Source organism: Polyangium sorediatum (assembly GCF_029946465.1).
In the GTDB taxonomy this organism is placed as follows: Bacteria; Myxococcota_A; Polyangia; order Polyangiales; family Polyangiaceae; genus Polyangium; species Polyangium fumosum.
The window spans coordinates 1-18,533 of sequence record NZ_JARZHI010000056.1; the positions used below are offsets into that span (position 1 = coordinate 1).

Here is an 18,533-nt window from a genome sequence, read left to right on the forward strand (position 1 = left end):
GTCACCATCAGCCGCGGCCTGGAACGCCTGGCACCCGCAGCAGAGATGCTGCGGGTCCTCAGGGAGAATGGGCTTGTGAGATGAGACCAGTGCTCAGGGCCGTGCCTGGTCCGGGTCGAGGGGCGGACAGCCCCCGCGGGGTCCGGGGCAGCGCCCCGGCGCGACGCTTTGATCCACTCAGCGTTTTCCTTCCACGAACGATCGCATCGCGCGGACGCCTTTGCTTGCGCCTTGGAGGTTTTCCGTGTTGAGCAGGCTTGTTGGGAGGGGTAGGCGCGGCAGCAGGAAGACTTCGAGTTCGAGCTCGGTGCGGGCGGCGTCGAGGGGGCGCAGACGCCAGACGGCGTGGAAGTCCTTCACGTTGCCCTCGAGCATCGAGACGTCGTAGGTCTCGATGCCGCCGGCTGTGCTCGCGAGCTTGCGTACGGCCATCCGTGCCCAGAAGCGCGCGGCTCCGTGCAGGGCGGTGACCTCCATGTAGATCTCGCGGTCTCCGCTCTTCGTGCGGCCGAGGATCTTCGAGCGGCTGTAGTGCGGCATGAAGCGCGCGTAGTCCCCGAAGGCGAGCACCTGCGCGCGCACCACGTCGATCGGGGCGGCCACGATCACCTTCGCGCGCCCTCGCACGAGGTTGGATCCTGGGATCGGGACGGCGACGGCCATCGCGTTTGCTGCCGTGGAGGCGGCGACTCGTGCGGGCTCCGCGACCGCCTCCCCGCCCCCGAACACCCCCATCAGCCCCAGCGCCCCGAACCACCGGAAGCGCACCCCGCCGCGCGTTCGATGCTGCATGCGATCGATTGTGGTCCAATAAACACATCCACGCACATGCGTGGCGTGTGAACGGATGGATCCGTTGCCAGCGCGCGGCGTGGCCTCAGACAAGTAACACCGCATACTGAAACGAATCATGGTCCGGAGGTCCAGACGGGGGGGATGTGGTGCGTGGACCCGCGCGTGAACCGCGTGGCGTGGCGTGCGCGTGCTGCCGCCCCGGATCGCCGGCGCGTGGACAAGGGGGATACCTATGATTCGAATGTCCTTGATGTTTTTGTCCGGGCTCGCGGCGGCGCTCGGGGTCCTCGGTTGTGGCGGCGACGAGACGCCGGCGCCGCCCGGGACGAAGCCGCCGGAGCCGCCGCCGGTGACGCCCGATGGCGGGCCGGGCGTCGAAGAGGCGGCGTGCGCGCCGCTCGGCGGGACGGTGGTGGTGAGCCAGGAGGACGGAATCACGCCCTCGATCCTCTGGACAAACGGGAGCTACCTCCTCGCTTGGCAGACACGCACGGGCGGGACGGAGGAGGTGCGGGTCGCGCGGATCGGCACGGACGGCAGTGTGTCGCCTGCGCACGTCGTGGCGACGCTCGCGGGCTCGCATGCGCTTCCCACGCTGCAGGCGACGAGCAGCGGGCCGATGGTCACGTGGGAGGACACGGGACCGTCGGGGATCGTGATCCAGGCGCACATGCTCGGCGCGGACGGGACGCCGACGGGGCAGCCGATCCAGCTCGGCACGAGCGACGCGTCGGAGGCGCGGCCTGCGACGGCGCCGATGTCGGGCGGGCTCGCCGTCGCGTGGATGGAGACGCCGGGCGCGCGGCTCGGGCTCGTGAGCGGCGCGGGCATGAGCTCCACGACGGCGCTGCCCGGGGCGCGTTTTCCGGCGCTCGCGAGCCACGGTGGCGAGCTCGCCGTCGTGTGGAGCACGGGCTCCGATCTCTCGATCGCGCGGACGACGGGCATGCCCGGTGGGCAGGTGGCGGGGACGGTGGTGCGAACGGGCGCCGGCGAGGCGCGGGTGCCGAGCGTGGCGATCGACGCGAGCGGAGCCTCGCTCGTCGCCTGGGAGGACACGCGCGAGGGCGAGGAGCGCATCTATCTCGCGCGCGTCTCCGCGAGCGGCGCGAAGCAAGACGAGGTGCGGGTCGAGGACGCGGAGGGCAGCGCGAACTGGCCCGCCGTGGCCGTCATGGGCGAGCGCGCGGCCGTCGCCTACTACCAGTTCCAGGGCGGTCCGCCGTCGATCTTCCTGGCCGTCTTCGGGCCAGGGCTCGCGCGTGACGGCGCGACGCTCCGCGTCTCGGGCAAAAACGCGCGCTACCCGGCTGTCACGTTCACGAACAGCGAGCTCGGCGTAGCGTGGGCGGAGAAGGACGCGGGCATCCGGATGCGTCGGGTCGCCTGCGACTGACGCGCGTCTCCCTCGGGACAGCGCTCGAGCGAGCAAACCATTCCGCGCGCCCGCCTGAAATCCGCGCAGCGGGGGCGGGCGCGCCTCGTGCACCAGCGGACGTCGTGACCATGGTCATCACGCTCGTGGCGCTTCTTCTGTGCACGATGGTGGTCGCGGCTTACGCGACGCGCGTGGCCCGCTCTGGACGGGCGGCGCACCCGCGCCTCGGTCCCTCGCCCGGCAGCGCGCTCCTGCCCGGCTGGCTCGTCGAGGCTTTTTACTGGGCGATGCACGCGCCGGGACGGGCGCTCATCGCGCTGCACGTCTCGCCGGACGCATGCACCTACGCCTCTCTCGTGTTCTGCTGCGCGAGCCTGCCGCTCGCGGCGACGGGCCGCTTCGCCGAGGCCGCGGCCGTGGTGATCGTGGGCTCGGTGCTCGATGCCCTGGACGGCATGGTCGCGCGCGCGCGGGGCGTCGCGTCGCCCTCGGGCGCGGTGCTCGACTCGTTCGTCGATCGTATCGCGGACGCGGCGCCCTTCGTCGGCCTCGCGATCTACTACCGGCACAACGTCGTCTCGCTCGTCATCCCGCTCGCGGCGATGGTCGCCTCGTCGCTCGTGAGCTACGCGCGGGCGAAGGCCGATCAGCACAAACTCGTGCTCCCGAATGGCCTCATGCGCAGGCACGAGCGTGTCGTGTACCTGTCGGCGTCGCTCCTCCTCGGGCCGCTCGTCCCGTCCACGAATGTGCTCGGCGGCCTGCCTCGCCCGCTCACGCTCGTGGGCGTGGGCCTCGTGGCGGTCGTGGGCACGCTCGCGTCGATCATGCTCGTCGCGCGGACTCGCGCGGCGCTGCGGGATCCCGAGCCCGCGACCTCGAAGCGCGCGGGCAAGTCGTTCGCGCGGAAGGGCGAAGGCGCGCGAGGACCTCTCCCCGTCGAACACTGAGGCGAGCCATGAGGGCGCGAGCGCGCGCGCGCTGGGGGTTTGGTTTCTTCCTGCCGGCGCTCCCCTGGATCGGATACGCGGCGCTCGTCGTGGTCGTCGACCGGCCGCGCTGGGACATCCTCCTCGTCGCGGCCCTCGCCACCACCGCGGCCTACGGCGGCGCGCGCGTGCGTCGCTTCTACCTCGCCGCGATCCCGGCGCTCACGCTCTTCCTCCTGTACGACGCGCTCCGGTACCTGTGGCCCGTCAGCGTCTCGGCGTCGCGTGTCCTCGGCTGCGAGCTACGCGACGTCGAGCTCGTGTTCTTCGGCGTGGGCGTGCGCGGCATGATCGTCACGCCGAACGAGTGGCTCGCGGGCCTCGCGAACCCCGCGCTCGATCTGCTCTGCGCCCTGCCCTACGGCGCGTACCTCGGCATCATGGCCGCGCAGTACGCCCACCTCTGCGTGAAACGACCCGACGCGGCGCGGCGCTTCGCAACGCTCGCGCTCGGCACGCACGTCCTCGGCTTCGCCACGTACCTGCTCCTGCCGGCGGCGCCGCCCTGGTACGTGGCCACGCACGGCTGCGCGATCGATCTCGCCGCGCGTGGATCGCCGGCCGCGCTCACGCGGGTCGACGCGTGGCTCGGCTACGGCACCTTCGCCTCGCTCTACGGGCACGGCGCCGTGGTCTTCGGCGCCCTCCCCTCGCTGCACGTCACGTATCCGCTCTACGGCTTGATCGCGACGTTCCGCACGGCGAGCGCGCCCTCGCGCGCCCTGCAGATCGCCTACGCGCTCGTGATGCCGTTCGCCGCGGTCTACCTCGGGCACCACTACGTGATCGACGTCGTGCTCGGCCTCGCGTACGTGGCGCTCGTGTACGGCCTCTCCCTCGTGGTGGGCGAGGCCTCGTTTCGTCAGCGCGCCTTCGACTGGCCCGTCGCTGACTTGTCCGGCTCCCAGAGCACCTCGCCCGTGCCGAGATGGAGCGCCACGAAGCGGCTCCAGACGAAGAGCGCGTCGCTCAAGCGGTTCAGGTAGGTCACGGCGAGCGGATCGACCTCTGTTTGCCGGGCGAGCGAGACGCAGAGCCGCTCGGCGCGCCGGCACACCGTCCGGCAGACGTGGAGGTCGGTGTTCGCGCGGGAGCCACCTGGCAGCACGAACGAGCGCAGGATCGGAAGCTCCTCCTGGCAACGATCCATCTCGGCTTCGAGCCGCTCCACCTCCGCGGCCGTCACCCGGGGCTGCCGCGGGTGCACGTCCTCGGGCAACGTGGCGAGGAGCGAGCCCAGGTTGAAGAGCTCGTGCTGGACCCGGCAGAGCGTATCGGAGAGCTCCCCGAGCGCCGCCGCGCTCTCGGGGCGCACCTTGTCCGCGGCGAGCCCCTCCAGGATCGACTGCCGGGCCGCGCCGACGAACGCGTTCAGCTCGTCGACCGTCCCGTAGGCCTCGATCCGCGCGTCGTCCTTCGGGACCCGCTGCCCGCCCACGAGGCCCGTATCGCCCGTGTCCCCCTTCTTCGTGTAGACCCGGTTGATGGTGACCCGCGGCTTGTTGAACGTGCGGGTGCCCTCCGTGGGGGCGTGCCCCTCCTCTTTCGACTCGTCCGCCATGGCCTGGCCGTCGTAGGACGCCGGGGCAGGCCGGTCAAGCCGAGAGGGTTCGGCGCTCGCGCGAGTTGACGATCGAGGATGTGGGATGGGAGAGTCCCGCGTCATGCGAAAGAGCGTCCGTTCCCTCCCGAGCACCACGCAGCGCGTCGCGACGATCCTCGCGCGCTTCGCGGCCGCGGCCTCCCTCGCCGCGACCTTCGTCGCGTGCGGCCCGCCGCCGGCGCCCGCGAAGCCGCCGGAGAGCGCGGAAGAGCGCGCCGAGAAGGCCAAGATCGAAAACGCCAAGAAGCTCATGGAGAAGGCCGACGAGGCCTACAACGCGAAGGACTTCGACGAGGCGCGCAAGCTCCTCGGCCAGGCGAAGGACCTCAACGTCGAGTCGCTGAGCTTCCAGATCGCCGAGCAGCTCGAGAGGGTCGACAAGCGCCACGCCAAGCTCTGGGCGAACGAGATCGAGGCGTCGCTCAAGGACGGCGACTGCAAGGGCGCGTTCGGCGAGATCGCGGGCCCGATGCGGGATCTGGAGAGCGAGGTCTTCGTGCGCGAGCTGCGACGGCTCATCGGCGCGCAGGCCCTCGCGTGCGTGCAAGGGCGGATCGACGAGGCCACGACGGCGGGCAAGTTCGCCGCCGCGCGCGCGCTCGTCGGCGCGGAGGACACGAAGACGGTGCTCGGCGGCGCCGCGCAGAAGAAGCTCGTGACCGAGGTCGACACCACGATCTTCGAGGCGAAGAAGGCCTCGCTCGAAGAGCCGCTCAAGGCCAAGCACTGGGCCGACGCGCTCGCGAAGATCGACGAGGCGCAGAAGAGCGGCGACATCAGCGACGAAGGCGCCAAGGGCCTGCTCGGCGTGGTGCGCGCGGCGATCACGCCCGAGATCGCGGGCCTTTCGGCGCGGTCCGTGGGCCAGGGCCGCGAGGCGCCGAAATCGCTCGAAGAGGTCGATCGGCTCATCAAGCTCGTGCGCTGGGAGATCGTGGGCCCGGACGGGGCGCCCGTCGCCAAGGACAAGGCGGCGCCGGAGGTCGTGGCGAAGAAGCGCCAGGCGCTCGCGGTCTGGGTCGAGGCCCAGCGCGTGAAGATGAAGCCCGGAAAGAAGGCCGAGAAGCGCTGGGCGCACGGCAAGATCGCGATCCTGCCCGCGGCGAAGAGCGACGCGCCCTCGAAGCGCGACCTCGCGCCCGCGACCGAGGTGTGGATCCTCGGACAAACGAAGGACCTCGCGCTCGTCACGGACGTCGATCCGGCGAACGCCTCGCTCGACGTGCAGCTCGAGCGCGCCGTCGGCTGGGCGCCGCTCGCGCGGCTCGCCGCGAAGAACACGACCGACTGGATCCCGCCGGACGATCAGCTCGTCGGCACGCGTGTCTGGGCGCCGCTCCGCCCGGGCGAGGCGAACCTCGAGCTCGGCACGGTCTCGGCCGTGAAGGGGCAGGACGTCACGGTCAAGCGCCTCGCCGACGACAAGGAGATGGTCGTCAAGCGCGGCACGTTGCGCATCGGCCGCCTCCTGCCGGGCGTGAAGCTCGTCGCGTTCTGCCAGGCGAAGACGCAGATCGTCACGCTCGAAGAGGTCCTGCCCGATCAGCGCACGGTGAAGCTCGTGTGCGAGGGCGGCCTGCGCAAGGACGAGGTCCTGCCCGGCCTGCGCGCGCGCCCCGAGGACCTGCCCGCGCCCAAGTGAGCAAGGACCCGCCACGTGCCGAGGGCGGCTCCACGGGCCACCCTTGACGGCACGTTGTCTCCGAACGACGAACCCCTCCCCGCCCAGCGAGGACCCGCATGCCGACGACCTACACCGATCTGATCGCCGAGGTCCGCAAGACCATCTCGACCGTGACTCTGGAGGAGATCAAGCGCCGCCTCGAAGCCCGCGAGCCCATGGTGCTCGTCGACGTGCGCGAGAAAGACGAGAACCGCGCCGGCTACATCCCGGGCGCGCTCAGCGTCCCGCGTGGCTTCCTCGAAATGCAAATCGAGCAGAAGGTCCCGGACAAGAACGCGCCCGTGGTCCTCTACTGCGCGGGCGGCACGCGCTCGGCGCTCGCCGCCAAGACGCTCCTCGACCTCGGCTACACGCGCGTCGAGAGCGCGAACCCCGGCTTCGTGCGCTGGAAGGATCTCGGGTATCCGATGGAGACCCCGCCCCAGCTCTCGGACGCGCAGCGCGATCGGTACTCGCGCCACCTGCTCCTGCCCGAGGTCGGCGAGGTGGGACAGGCGAAGCTGCTCGCCTCGAAGATCCTGCTCCTTGGTGCGGGTGGTCTCGGCAGCCCCGCTGCGCTCTACCTCGCCGCGGCCGGCGTCGGCACGATCGGCCTCGTCGACGCCGATGTCGTCGACGCCTCGAACCTCCAGCGCCAGATCATGCACGCCACCTCGCGTGTCGGCATGCCCAAGGTCGAAAGCGGCGAGAAGACGATCCGTGATCTGAACCCCGACGTGAAGGTCGTGAAGTTCGAGGAGCGGCTCACGAGCCACAACGTCGAGCGCATCTTCCGCGACTTCGACATCATCGTGGACGGCTGCGACAACTTCCCCACGCGGTACCTCGTGAACGACGCCTCCGTGTGGATGAAGAAGCCCGTCGTGCACGGCTCGATCTTCCGCTTCGAGGGTCAGGTCACGACCTTCCACCCCGCGGCCGGCGGCCCTTGCTATCGCTGCCTCTACCCCGAGCCGCCGCCGCCGCACCTCGCGCCGAGCTGCCAGGAGGCTGGCGTTCTAGGCGTCCTGCCGGGCCTCGTCGGCACGGTCCAGGCGACCGAGGCGATCAAGCTCGTGCTCGGCCAGGGCAACCCCCTCGTCGGCCGCCTGCTCACCTACGACTCCCTCCGCATGAAGTTCGGTGAGCTCAAGCTCCGCAAGGACAAGACCTGCCCCGTCTGCGGCACCGATCCGACGATCACGAGCTACATCGACTACGAACACTTCTGCAACATCGGTTAGTCCCGAGGGAGCTCGCTTCGCGATCTCCCCTCGACGCTCGTGAACGAGCGTCGAGTCACGCGTACGAGGCGACGATGTCCTTCGACGGACGCTCGATCGCCTCGATCCGGCTCGTCACGAGCTGCCGGCTCGCGTCGGTGGCCGTGGCGAACCAGATCGCGTCTCCCACGCCGGGTTTGTCGATGCGCGGGATCACCGCGCCGTTCGGGAACAAGCGCACGCCCCCTTCGAGTTTCAACGACACCGCGATGTGCGCGGGGACGAACTTCCCCGTCCGACGGTCCCGCACCGCGACGCAGACCCCGTCGCGCATGTGGTACTCCGTGTTGCGGGTGACGTAGACGCAGTGCTTCCGACGCTCGACGCCAGGGTGTCCCATCTCGGTTTCGCTCCTCCCACGCGCGACCCTCGCAGACCCCATGACCGCGGGCCAAGTTCGTGCGGGCAGTCGCACGAAATCGCCGATGCACGGAAGCGCCCCCGCGCGCAAGTTCCCTCGCGATCGTGCCGGTTTTTCGATCTCGGCGCGCGTGATCTCTACGATCCGTCGTCGATGGCAAAGAGCCCACCGCGCACGCGTCCCGGCCTCGTCAAGGCAGGCCCGGGGCCTCTCGTCCGGCGTCGACAGCTCGATCTCGTCGCCGCGGAGGACGGCCTCGTCCGTGCCATGGTTGAAGGCGCGGACATCGTGAGCGAGGGCATGCCCCAGACCGAAGGAGACGGCGTCGTCTACTACGGCTCGACGAGCGTGCTTTTGCTCGCGCGCTCTCGGGGTGGCACGCTGCCCGATCCCGATCTCGCGTCCATGGCCGCGCTCCTCGCGTGTGACCCGCACCTCAAGCTCCGCGTGCTCCGCATCGCGCGCAGGGAGGCGTGTACACGTGTGCAGGGGGAGCTCGGACCTGTGCGCGCCGAGATCGACGTACGCGCGTCCGCTGCGGGTGTCGTCGTGCTGGTGGACGTCGTCGCCGTCGTACATGCCTCCGCCGCGAGCGGCGCATCGCGCTAAACTCGCGCCCCTCGCCCCTCGCTCCTGCCCTACGCCATGAACAACAAAGAACGCCGCGACCCCGACGCCAACAAGGTCATCCACGTGATCTTCGGGCCGGGCGGTGGACGCGTGGCCGAGCCTCCGAAGCGCCTGCCCGATCCCGACCCGGCGCGTTTGCCCGCGGAGCTACCCGTCCCGCAGACGCGCGAGCCCGTGAGCGACATGTTCACCGGGGCCGAGGTGTCTCGCCTCCTCGGCATCTCTGCGGGCCGGCTGCGATCGCTCGATCGCGCGGGGATCGTCTCGCCGAGTGGCCGTCGCAAGGGCCGCCGCGCGTACACGTTCTCCGACGTGATTGCGCTCCGGGCTGCGCGGGATCTGCTCGCGCGCAAGGTGCGCCTGCGCGACGTCGCACGCGCGGTCGAGAACATCCGCGGCGCGCTCCCCAAGGTCACGCGTCCGCTCGCCGAGCTGCGCATCGTCTCCGATGGGCAACGTGTCGTCGTGAAGAGCGCGGCGGGCACGTTCGAACCGCTCACGGGGCAGATGGTGCTCGACTTCGACGTGAAGTCGCTGCGCGACGACGTCGTGCGCGTCCTGCGCCCCATGGTCGGCCGGGATCGCGCGAAGACTGCGTACGAGATTTACGTGCGCGCAAGCCAGCTCGACGAGAACCCGCAGACGATGTCCGAGGCCGAGGAGCTTTACCGTCGCGCGCTCGAAATCGATCCGTGGCTCGCCATCGCGTACACGAACCTCGGCAACATCTGCTTTCGCCGCGGCGACGAGGTGCAGGCCGAGTCGCTTTATCGACGCGCGCTCGAGATCGATCGCAAGCAACCCGAGGCGCAGTACAACCTCGGCTACGTCATGCTCGAGCGGGGCCACGCGGGCGCGGCGGTCGAGTTTTTCCGCGGCGCGATCGAGAGTGATCCGCGCTTCGCCGATGCGTACTTCAACCTCGCGATGGCGTACGAGCAGGTCGGCGAGAGCGCGAAGGCGCGGCCTTGCTGGCGCAAGTACCTCGAGATCGAACCCACGGGCACGTGGGCCGAGATCGCGCGCAGGCACCTCTAAAATCTCCCCCTCTCGTGCATCGACCGCACCGCGGTCGATGCACCTGCGGTCCAGGGCTGGCCCTGCAAAGGGGGGCGGACAGCTACAAACAATTTCCCCGCATCGACTGCATCGCGGTCGATGCACCTGCGGCCCAGGGCTGGCCCTGCAAAGGGGGGCGGACAGCTACAAACAATTTCCCCGCATCGACTGCGCTTCGCGCAGTCGATGCCCAGAGGTCCAGGGCTGGCCCTGGTCCGGGTCCAGGGGTGGACAACCCCTGGTCGGGCCCGGGGTGAAACCCCGGCGCCGCGCTGCATCAGCTTCACTTCTGCTCGCGGATCTTCGGCGGGTGATCGAGCTTCACCGTCTGGTGATCACCTGGCGACACGTTGACGCTCATCGTGCGATCGCCTTCGGCTGGATCGAGGAACGTCACGTCGTGGGGGCCCATCTTCACGCGGTGGTTCGTGAGCGGCGTCTTTCCGATGGGCTTGCCGTCGAGCAGCACGTCTTGCGGGGGGTCGGAGAGAATGTCCAGCGTCCCCGAGTCCTCCACGACCTCCTCGGCTTGCTCTGGCTCCTCGACCTTCGGGACCGTTTGGCCTGCTGTCTCGGGGCCGGCCCCGCCCTCGGCGGCCCCTCCGCAGCCGAGTGCGCCTCCCCCGGCGAACACGAAGATCATGGAAATCGCAAGGATTGTGCGGATCGTCGAACACGCCTCGGTCGTCATGAGGGCCCATCGTAGCAGCCGCGCAGCCCCGGCCGACGGATCCTGTTCGTCTCGTCTGGATCCGTTTGCCCGTCCTTCCCCATTTTGCGGCATACTCCGTCGCCATGATCGAGAACACGACGGGCGAGCCGCGCATGGCAAATGGATTTGGACCCGGTGGGGGCGGATTGCCGCCGCCTGCACCACCCCCGGGCGGGGCACCGCCTTCGGGAGGTGACAACTTTGGCGGCGGCGGTCCGCCTGGCGGCTTCGGCGGTGGTGGCCCGCCCGGCGGTTACGGTCCCCCTCCCGGTGGTGGCGGCTACGGCGGGCCTCCCGGCGGCGGTCCTCCTGGCGGCGGTGGCTTTGGCGGTCCTCCCGGCGGGCCTCCCGGCGGCGGTGGCTTTGGCGGCCCCCCTGGCGGTCCTCCCGGCGGCGGCGGCTTCGGCGGGCCTCCCGGTGGGCCTCCTGGCGGCGCGCCTCCCGGCGGCGGTTATGGTCCTCCTCCCGGCGGCGGTTATGGCCCTCCTCCCGGCGGCGGCTTCGGCGGCCCTCCGATGGGCGGCCCTCCGATGGGTGGCCCTCCGATGGGCGGGCCCATTCTCCCGCAGCAGAAGAAGGGCCCGAACATGGGCCTCATCATCGGCCTTGGCTGCGGCGGCCTCCTCCTCGTCACCATCATCGGCGTCGTCGGCTTCTTCTGGTACGCGGCCAAGAAGACGTCCGAGGCGATCGCGGCGATCCCGCTCGATTCGGCGAACCCGGACGGCCCGAAGCTCGGCGATCTCGGCGACCTCGCGAAGCCCCCGAAGGCGGGTGATCTCAAGGCCGAGCTCAAGGACCTTCGCCACTACAAGGCCGAGTACGGCAGCACGATCCACTTCGTGGGCGAGATTCACAACACGGGCAAGGATCCGCTCGGCTTCCCGAACATCAAGGTGACGTTCTTCGACGACGGGAACACGGCGATCGACAGCGGCACCTGCTCGAGCCTCATCCGCGAGCTCGCGCCGGGCGAGAAGGTCCCCTGCACGTTCTCGCTCTACAAGACGACGAAGTGGGCGTCGTACAAGACCGAGGCGAACCCGATGCGCCCGCTCTTCACGGGCAAGGCGGCGAAGCTCAAGATCTCGGACACCAAGTTCACGGCCAAGAAGGGCTTCAACCCTCACCAGGTCGAGGGCAAGATCACGAACGAGAGCGCGTTCAAGGCGAAGAGCGTGTGGGCGCTCGTCTCGCTCTACGACAAGGAGGGCAAGATCTGCGGCGCGGATCAGGCCCTCGTCGCCGGCAACGATCTCGACTCGAACTCGGGCGGCATCTTCACGGCGAAGATCTACAACGTCGCCGCTCCGCCCGACACCTTCCGCGTCCTCGCCGTCGGCTACAGCGAGTGATCCGATGAGCGACGTCGGCTCCGCGCGCCGCGCGAAGGAACAACTGAAGAACGACATCGGCGCAGAGCCCTTCTGCGCCGGCGTCGGCGTCGAGCGTGAAGACGGCATTGGGTTCGTCGTGCGCGTGAGCGTTCGCCCTGGAACGCTCGCCGAGGCGAAGGCCCGCGTGCCTGCTCGGATCGGCGACGTGGTCGTCAAGCTCGTCGAGGCCGACTAGGACGTCTCCCGCTCTGCGCGGACGTTCGTCGCGTCCCCTCCTCTCGATCCTTTCCCCCTCTTTTTGCGCGCACGTTTCGTCCTCGAAACGGCGGACCATACGCGCCAAAGCGTGTAAGCTTCACGCTTCGTGAACGCGCTCAACCTCTCCCGGAGGCTCGCTTCCCGCATCGTCGAGGGTCTCAAGGGTCGAGGCCGGATCCTCGTCGTCAAAGGGGGGACGGCCGCGCTCGTCCGCGCCGTGGACGATGCCATGTCCGGCTACGTCGAGCCGCTCGCCGAGCGTGCGCTCCGCGTGCCGACGCCCGCCGACGATCCTGCCACGCGCGAGGCGCTCTCGCGGCTCACGGGCCGCGTCGCGCAGGCGCTGCTCGCGTCCGAGCACCTCGAAGATGTCTTCGCGGATCGCAGCGTCGTCGAGCGCGAGGTGCTCGACGCGGCGCGCATCGCGCTCGACGAGGCGAGCGCCTCGCAGGACGAAGCGGTCGTGCGTGTCGAGCTCGATCTGCTCGGGTACGTCGCGGCTACCGCGGGCAAACGCGCGCGGGCGGACTCGCTCGTGGTGGCGCTCGAGCGCGCGGGGCTCATCGCAGGCGCGCGGCTCGACAGCTACGATCCCGCCACGCGCGAGGCTGTCTTCGTGCCCGAGCCGCCGGCCGATCCGGATCTGCACCTGGAGCTCGAGGAAGCGGTCGCGGACGAGCTCTGCGCGCTCGTCGAGCAAGGCGCGGTGGAGCTGCCGACGCTCGAACGGACGGCGCCGCTCACGCGTGAGGTCAGCCCCTCGGAGCGCGCGCGGCTCATGCGCTTCATCGATCGTGCGGCCACGCGCACGCTCCGCCGCACGGGCAACACGGCTTCGTGGGAGATCCCGGACGGGCGCAGGGTGCGTGTCGTCTACACGCCGCTCTCGGAGCTGGATGCGCGCGACGTCGACATGCACGTCGCGGCCTTCGCCGCCGAGGTGGACGCCTTGCTCGCGGACGCGGGCGCGCCGCTCATCACGTCCCTGCCTGCGGCGCCCGCGCCTGCGCCCGCCGAGCCAGCCCGCGCGCAGCCGCGCGGAAAACCCGCGGTGAGGCCTGAGGCGCCCGAGCCTCCGCGTCACGCCAATGGCAATGGCGCGGTGCTCCCCCTCGAGGAGGCAGCCGAGGAGGAGGCCGTGCCCTCGGAGCCGGAGCCGAAGCCTGCGCGCGCGCGGACCACGACGAAGCGCTCGCCTCGGGCGAGCTCGCGGACGTCTGCGACCACGCGTGCATCGGCTGCGCGGACGACGACGAAGAAGCGCGCGACGACGAAACGCGCGACGAAGTCCGCCACGACGGAAGAAGGCACGCGCAAGAAGGCGACGAAGGCCACGACGAAGAAGCGCGCGCTGCCGGCGACGACGACGAAGGCCCGCACGACGAAGCCGCGGGCGACGAAGAAGCGCTGAGCGTCCCTCAGCCTCCCCCACCCTCCCCCCCGGCCCGCTTTCCACGGCGTGGCGGCCCCTTGGTTCCATCACGAACCACGTGAGCCCTCCAACGGCTCTAGCTCTTCTTTGCTCTCGCGGGCGCTCGACGGCGCGGAGCTGGCCGAGAGGGGCGCTCTCGCCGGGGGGCGAGGCATTCCTCGCCCCCCGGGGTTTTCTAACGTGACGGGGGCTTCACAGTCGCGTGACGAAGAGGCTCTCGACTTCGATCTCCGCATTGCGGAAGAGCCCGTGCGGCGAGATGGGCAAGATGTTGTAGGCGTTGTTGAAGCGATCCGAGCTCACCCGGAACGGGGTATCGGCGCGGAGCGGCCGCGCGGCCAGCAGCGCGACGTCGGAGCTGGAGGCCCGGCTCCCGGTCGGCGCGGCGTGGAGCGCTGGGCTCTCGGTGCTGCCTTTGGTCAGCCCCGACTTGATCAGGCCACCGCCGCCCAGGGCGGTGGGGACGGCCCCGGTCCCTACAGATACCCAGTTGAGGATGTTTGCGATTTTTTCATTCTCAACGAAGTTGGCTGCGATCCCTGTGCCTTTGGAGACCACATCCGCGGCGTGGCCGATCCCTTCCACCGCCATCGCAATGGTTTTGCCCCGAGAAACCGCCAGGGATTTGCTCACCAGACTTTCGGTGATCCCTGCCACCTCGTTCTTGACGGTCTGGGCGGCCTTCGCTCCGGCGGAGACCACGGACGCCGTGGATCGGGCGAACGCGGTGATCCCGGCGCCCACGCTGGCGACCCCGAGCCCGAGCGATACCCAGCCCAGGATCGAGGACGCCTTCTCGTTGTCTTCGAGGACCGCCCCGGCGATGCTCACGGCGCTGGATGCCATCCCCAGGGTCGTCGCGGCGATGGCCGCCGCGCTGACGGCCGCCCCCGCCCCCAACGTGACGATACCCACCGCGATCCCGATCACGGCGAGGCCGATGTTCAGCCAGGCCTTCCAGCTCAGATGTCCGGTGGGATCGATCTGATTGATGGGATCGCCGGCGCTGTACACGTACGGGTTCACCCCTCCTTGCCCGAAGGGACTCCAGCCGTCCGGGCTATGGAAGCGCATGAGCGTGGGGTTATAGACGCGATACCCATTGCCCAGGAAATACCACCCGGTGACCGGATCCACGCTCTCGCCATTGAATCCGATCACCATCCTTCCCTCGCCCGAGGTGCTGCGCTCGCCGTAAGGGGTGTAGCGGACGTCCTCGGTGCTCCCGGCGTCCACCGACGCCACCAGGCTGTGCTCCCTGTTGGTCACGAAGAGCTGCCCGCGGGTGGTGGCGCCTTGCCGCTCCTCCTGCGCGAAATACTGGCCCTCTGCGCCCAGGTACGTGATCGTTCGATCGTCCAGGGTCTGGTTGCTGATGATCTCGCCCTGGTAGTACCGCTGGGTGTGACCGCCGGTGGGCAGGGACTGCGCCACCAGCTTGCCCATCGCGTCGTAGTGGTACTCGCTCAGCAATTGCCCATGGCTGTTCCGCACCCGGATGAGCCGGTTCTGGCTGTCGTATTCGAGCTCCTGGCCCCGCTCGTCCCGCGTCAGGTTCCCCGCGGCGTCGTAGGCGAGGGCGATGGTCTGGCCATTCTGCACGACGGCGGAGAGCTGGGTCGGGTCCTGGGCGCTGAACTGGTAGGTCGTGACCTCCACCCCATCGGTGAAGGTCGTCTCGCGCCGCGTGATGTTGCTCCACTTGTCGAAGGTGAACTGCTGCGCCACCACCACGCGCCCGCGGGAATCGCGCGGCGGCTGACTCCCCGCGCAACGGTACTGCTGGAGGCGGCTCCGCTTGTCGTAGACGTAGGTCTCGTCACGCAGGAGCACGCCGCCCTCGGTCGTGACCCGGCCGCTGACCTGACCGTTGGCGAAGTAGCTCGTCTCGATCCGCGTGGAGGACCCGCCCGAGGTGACCCGCAGCGTCTCGCGACCGAAATCGTCGTAGGTCAAGGTGGTGGTCAGGCTCGTTCTCTCGGCGGCGTCCTCCACCACGATGCTCTTCGGGCGGCTCTTGGCATCGTAGCCGAAGCTCGCCCGGCGGTTGCCCTGCTGGCAGGACTTCAAGCGCCCTTGGGTGTCGTATTCACGCGTGTGCGCGTTGTTGAAACCGTCGACGAAGGTCTGGATCCGACCGGACATGCTGTAGGCGTAGCTCGTGGTCACGCGATTCCGCCCCAGGCGCGGGATGGCCTGCTCGGACGAGCTGCGCGAGAGCCCCGAGGCGAAGTAGCCGAGGTCCTGGATGAAGTCGCCGCTCTTCGCCTGGGTGAGGGCCGTGGTCCGCTTATCGAGCTGATACTCGGAGGAGACGTCGGGCCCGGTGACGCCGACGAGCCGCCCCCCCAGGACGGGCGCGTACGCCATTGCCAGCACGTTGCCTTTGGGCGTGGTCACCTGGGAAGGCTTGTCGCCGCCTCCTTGATAGGCGTACCTGGTGGTGCGTCCGCCCACGCCTGCCGCGGTCACCCGGCCCAGGCCGTCGTAGCTGCGCGTGCCGAAGCTGGTGCCGTCCACCGTCAAGCTCACCATCAGGTCGTGGGCGCTGAAATCCGCGTACTGGACCCGCACCTGGGTGTTCTCCGGCAGGGTCCTCTCGGTCACGCGGTCGAAGAGATCGTAGCTGTACCGGGTCGTGTTCCCGAGCGCGTCCTGCTCGCTGATCTTCCGCCCGAAACCATCGTACTGGTTGCGCCAGGTGGCGTACGTGACGCCATTTGCATGAACCTGGGTGCTGGTCAGCGGATTGCCGAAGGCATCGAGCACCGTGAGGATGTTGCCCTCCCCCTCGATGCCCGTCCTCACCGTCCTGGCGACGACATCGTGGATCGTCAGCTCGGCGTGACCGTCGGCGAAGACCGTCCGCCGGAGCCGGTCCCAGCCGTCGTGCTCGAACCGGGTCTCGTGGATCGTCTCGGTTCGCGCCGTCTGCCCGGCGTTCCACCACCAGTCGTGGCGCTTCTCCGAGACGGTCCGGCCGAGCACGTCATAAAACCTCTCCGTCACCAGGCGATACGCCCCCGGGGCGCTCGAGCCGCTCACGTCATCCTGCGCCTCTTCGGCGGCGACGCGACCCAGGCCGTCGAAATGGACCCTCTTGCCGACCCCCTGCGGGTCCGTCTCCGTCAGCACGGGCCAGCGGCCGGTCTCGTCACCGCCGGGGAAGCTGTACTCGTAGCGCCGCGTGGCCGCGGACGAGGTGCCCGGGGACGTGGTGTGTTCGACCACCCGCCCCAGCACGTCATAGGTGGAGTTCGTCGTTACCCCGTTGACGTCGTACTCCTGCCAGCGCCGGCCGGTGATGCGTGAGCGGGTGGTGCTGAGGGTCGCCTTCACGCCGTCGAATCCGGTGACGGTGGTGGTGGTCTTCGTCGTCCCTCCCGACACCACGTGGTCGAATGCGATCACGGTGGTCTTGTTGTTCCACCGCGTGTCCATTCTCTTCAAGAGGGCGTGGGTCGCGGCGTTGGTGGGCGTGTCGTTGTAGGCAAAGGTCTTGACCTCCGCGCCATTGAACGTCTCCGTCGCCTTGTTCACGAAATAACGCGCGGGCGCCTGACCCAAGGTCGACGTCTCCAGGTAGGTGTAGTCCGTGACCTTGGAGGTCGTCGATCCGGCCGCTGCGGGGGTCACGGTGGCGCGCTTCACGTAGCGTACGAAGCCGAAGGGATCCGCCGGGCACCCCGGTTCCCCGCCCTTCGCGTAGTACGTAAAGGTCGTCTTCACCCCGGTCGGATCGAGCTGGCTCAGGGGATTGCCGTATTCGTCCGTCTCCGTCTCGGTTCGCTCCTCGCGGGAGGCGTACGGCTGGAGGTTCTCGTACCGCTTGGTCACGACCCGCGGCTGCTGCAGGTTCGCCGGCTGCTGGGAGAAGCTCTGCCCCGCGATCTCATTGTAGGTGATCTCGGTGGACGTCCGGGTCCCTTGCTGGGTCTTCCCCTCCTTGGTCAAGAGATGAAACCGGTTGAATTCGCGCTCGGTGACGGAGAGGTTGCTCCCGTTCTCGAGGACGTACTCCGTGCTCTTGTAGGTATAGTTCCCCAGCACCAGGTACAGGTTGTCCTCGCCCGGCCTGAACACGGGCGCCCCTGAGGCATACCCGAGGAAATTCTGGTCCTGGCTGAAGCTGTAGGTCCTCCTCGTGCTCGGTTGGCCACGCCCGGGCGCCACTTCGTGAGAGATGACGTAGGGGACGTGACCACCGCCATTGAGCTTGTGGCCCTCCTCCTTGTACTGGAGCGTCTCGACCGAGCCGGTGGGGCTCCGTAGCCGGTCGATGCCCTGAAAAGCCCCGAGGGGACGGTACGAAATCGTGTACCTGGGCAACGCCGCGGCGCTGCCCCCGCTCTGGCCGGCGTCATGAGGCAGGGTCACCGACGTGAGCAAGTCATTCTGGTGATCGAGCTGGATCCGCGCCGTCTTGCCATGGTCGACCGGATAACTCACCTGGCGCGCGTTGAAACCCTGGTAGGTGATCTCCAGGTACGTCTCCCCGGTCTGCACGAAGACGATCTTGGTCAGATACGAGACGCCATTGACCTGATGATCATAGGAATATTGAAAGGTCTCGCCGCTGGGGAAGCGCAGGAGCGAGAGCCGGGCCACGAGCTCGCCCCCCCTCTTGATCAGCCGCTCCACCACGCCGTCTTTGGAGATGACGTCGAACGTGTTGGCGTCGATCTTGGTGACGCGGAAGTCCTTGAGCTTCTGATCCTTGAAGGTGAGATCGTAGCCGTCCGGCGGCAGGCTGTTGCCCTGGAATGACCGGCCATCGGAGAGCGTGAGCACGTTCTGGTTGTTCGTCAGATCCAGCGAGCACAGGCTCATCGACCAGCCGATGCCGAACCCTCGGTTCTCGGGGCGCAGCGCCGAAAAGGTGATCCCGATGCTGCGGCTCAGATCATCCAGGTTGGGCGGCCGGATCTGCACGAAGGGAATGGCGACCGAATACTGCCCGGTCCGCGGGTCCACCGCGCCGCTCAGGTACGAACCGAAATTGAATGCGTTGGAGTAGATGGATACGCTCATGG

The 18,533-nt window shown here is 69.0% G+C and carries 14 protein-coding genes and 1 pseudogene; 10 read left to right on the forward strand and 5 right to left on the reverse strand.

Annotated elements, in window-relative coordinates:
- Positions 1–177: 177 nt before the first annotated feature.
- Positions 178–792: an SRPBCC family protein gene (locus tag QHF89_RS37665; RefSeq protein ID WP_284721435.1), complete on the reverse strand. Its 615-nt coding sequence runs from the start codon at positions 790–792 to the stop codon at positions 178–180.
- Positions 793–1,036: 244 nt separating this feature from the next.
- Between QHF89_RS37665 and QHF89_RS37670 the strand changes: the two genes are divergently transcribed.
- The 3 genes and pseudogenes from QHF89_RS37670 to QHF89_RS37680 all read left to right on the forward strand — a co-directional run.
- Positions 1,037–2,191, forward strand: a complete 1,155-nt coding sequence (locus QHF89_RS37670; RefSeq protein WP_136973027.1) for a hypothetical protein — start codon at positions 1,037–1,039, stop codon at positions 2,189–2,191.
- A gap of 110 nt (positions 2,192–2,301) precedes the next feature.
- Positions 2,302–3,123, forward strand: coding sequence for a CDP-alcohol phosphatidyltransferase family protein (locus QHF89_RS37675; protein WP_284721444.1), 822 nt, complete (start codon positions 2,302–2,304; stop codon positions 3,121–3,123).
- A gap of 326 nt (positions 3,124–3,449) precedes the next feature.
- Positions 3,450–3,980: pseudogene (locus tag QHF89_RS37680) on the forward strand (phosphatase PAP2 family protein); the annotation flags it as partial.
- A gap of 44 nt (positions 3,981–4,024) precedes the next feature.
- On the opposite strand, the gene QHF89_RS37685 reads toward QHF89_RS37680, so the two are convergent.
- Entirely contained in the window at positions 4,025–4,723 is a 699-nt protein-coding gene (locus tag QHF89_RS37685) for a cob(I)yrinic acid a,c-diamide adenosyltransferase (RefSeq protein ID WP_136973029.1), read from the reverse strand.
- Between the two features lie 103 nt (positions 4,724–4,826).
- Between QHF89_RS37685 and QHF89_RS37690 the strand changes: the two genes are divergently transcribed.
- Together QHF89_RS37690 and moeB are read left to right on the forward strand one after the other, a co-directional pair.
- Entirely contained in the window at positions 4,827–6,407 is a 1,581-nt protein-coding gene (locus tag QHF89_RS37690) for a hypothetical protein (protein WP_136973030.1), read from the forward strand.
- Positions 6,408–6,505: 98 nt separating this feature from the next.
- Positions 6,506–7,672: a molybdopterin-synthase adenylyltransferase MoeB gene (gene moeB, locus QHF89_RS37695; RefSeq protein ID WP_136973031.1), complete on the forward strand. Its 1,167-nt coding sequence runs from the start codon at positions 6,506–6,508 to the stop codon at positions 7,670–7,672.
- Between the two features lie 55 nt (positions 7,673–7,727).
- Here the strand turns inward: moeB and QHF89_RS37700 are convergent, their stop codons facing one another.
- The gene (locus tag QHF89_RS37700; protein WP_136929619.1) at positions 7,728–8,051 is read right to left on the reverse strand and encodes a hypothetical protein; all 324 of its coding nucleotides are present in this window, start codon (positions 8,049–8,051) and stop codon (positions 7,728–7,730) included.
- 174 nt (positions 8,052–8,225) lie between these two features.
- Between QHF89_RS37700 and QHF89_RS37705 the strand changes: the two genes are divergently transcribed.
- On the forward strand, positions 8,226–8,681 hold the full coding sequence (locus tag QHF89_RS37705; RefSeq protein WP_136929618.1) for a hypothetical protein: 456 nt from the start codon (positions 8,226–8,228) through the stop codon (positions 8,679–8,681).
- A gap of 36 nt (positions 8,682–8,717) precedes the next feature.
- A complete protein-coding gene (locus QHF89_RS37710) occupies positions 8,718–9,740 on the forward strand; it encodes a tetratricopeptide repeat protein (protein WP_136929617.1) in 1,023 nt (340 codons plus the stop codon).
- 304 nt (positions 9,741–10,044) lie between these two features.
- Here the strand turns inward: QHF89_RS37710 and QHF89_RS37715 are convergent, their stop codons facing one another.
- On the reverse strand, positions 10,045–10,452 hold the full coding sequence (locus QHF89_RS37715; protein WP_284721436.1) for a PEGA domain-containing protein: 408 nt from the start codon (positions 10,450–10,452) through the stop codon (positions 10,045–10,047).
- Between the two features lie 104 nt (positions 10,453–10,556).
- Here QHF89_RS37715 and QHF89_RS37720 point away from each other — a divergent pair, with 104 nt between their 5' ends.
- The 3 genes from QHF89_RS37720 (at position 10,557) to QHF89_RS37730 (ending at position 13,479) form a co-directional block, all read left to right on the forward strand.
- The gene (locus QHF89_RS37720) at positions 10,557–11,828 is read left to right on the forward strand and encodes an FxLYD domain-containing protein (RefSeq protein WP_170229130.1); all 1,272 of its coding nucleotides are present in this window, start codon (positions 10,557–10,559) and stop codon (positions 11,826–11,828) included.
- A 4-nt stretch (positions 11,829–11,832) separates the two neighbouring features.
- On the forward strand, positions 11,833–12,045 hold the full coding sequence (locus QHF89_RS37725) for a hypothetical protein (RefSeq protein WP_136929614.1): 213 nt from the start codon (positions 11,833–11,835) through the stop codon (positions 12,043–12,045).
- Between the two features lie 129 nt (positions 12,046–12,174).
- On the forward strand, positions 12,175–13,479 hold the full coding sequence (locus QHF89_RS37730) for a hypothetical protein (protein ID WP_136929613.1): 1,305 nt from the start codon (positions 12,175–12,177) through the stop codon (positions 13,477–13,479).
- 213 nt (positions 13,480–13,692) lie between these two features.
- Here the strand turns inward: QHF89_RS37730 and QHF89_RS37735 are convergent, their stop codons facing one another.
- Positions 13,693–18,531: an RHS repeat-associated core domain-containing protein gene (locus tag QHF89_RS37735; RefSeq protein WP_136973033.1), complete on the reverse strand. Its 4,839-nt coding sequence runs from the start codon at positions 18,529–18,531 to the stop codon at positions 13,693–13,695.
- Positions 18,532–18,533 lie beyond the last annotated feature (2 nt).

Bases quoted from the DNA above. Each gene is read 5' to 3' on its own strand.
- QHF89_RS37665 (WP_284721435.1), bottom strand. From the start codon at position 792: ATGCAGCATCGAACGCGCGGCGGGGTGCGCTTCCGGTGGTTCGGGGCG.
- QHF89_RS37670 (WP_136973027.1), top strand. From the start codon at position 1,037: ATGTCCTTGATGTTTTTGTCCGGGCTCGCGGCGGCGCTCGGGGTCCTC.
- QHF89_RS37675 (WP_284721444.1), top strand. From the start codon at position 2,302: ATGGTCATCACGCTCGTGGCGCTTCTTCTGTGCACGATGGTGGTCGCG.
- QHF89_RS37685 (WP_136973029.1), bottom strand. From the start codon at position 4,723: ATGGCGGACGAGTCGAAAGAGGAGGGGCACGCCCCCACGGAGGGCACC.
- QHF89_RS37690 (WP_136973030.1), top strand. From the start codon at position 4,827: ATGCGAAAGAGCGTCCGTTCCCTCCCGAGCACCACGCAGCGCGTCGCG.
- moeB (WP_136973031.1), top strand. From the start codon at position 6,506: ATGCCGACGACCTACACCGATCTGATCGCCGAGGTCCGCAAGACCATC.
- QHF89_RS37700 (WP_136929619.1), bottom strand. From the start codon at position 8,051: ATGGGACACCCTGGCGTCGAGCGTCGGAAGCACTGCGTCTACGTCACC.
- QHF89_RS37705 (WP_136929618.1), top strand. From the start codon at position 8,226: ATGGCAAAGAGCCCACCGCGCACGCGTCCCGGCCTCGTCAAGGCAGGC.
- QHF89_RS37710 (WP_136929617.1), top strand. From the start codon at position 8,718: ATGAACAACAAAGAACGCCGCGACCCCGACGCCAACAAGGTCATCCAC.
- QHF89_RS37715 (WP_284721436.1), bottom strand. From the start codon at position 10,452: ATGACGACCGAGGCGTGTTCGACGATCCGCACAATCCTTGCGATTTCC.
- QHF89_RS37720 (WP_170229130.1), top strand. From the start codon at position 10,557: ATGATCGAGAACACGACGGGCGAGCCGCGCATGGCAAATGGATTTGGA.
- QHF89_RS37725 (WP_136929614.1), top strand. From the start codon at position 11,833: ATGAGCGACGTCGGCTCCGCGCGCCGCGCGAAGGAACAACTGAAGAAC.
- QHF89_RS37735 (WP_136973033.1), bottom strand. From the start codon at position 18,531: ATGAGCGTATCCATCTACTCCAACGCATTCAATTTCGGTTCGTACCTG.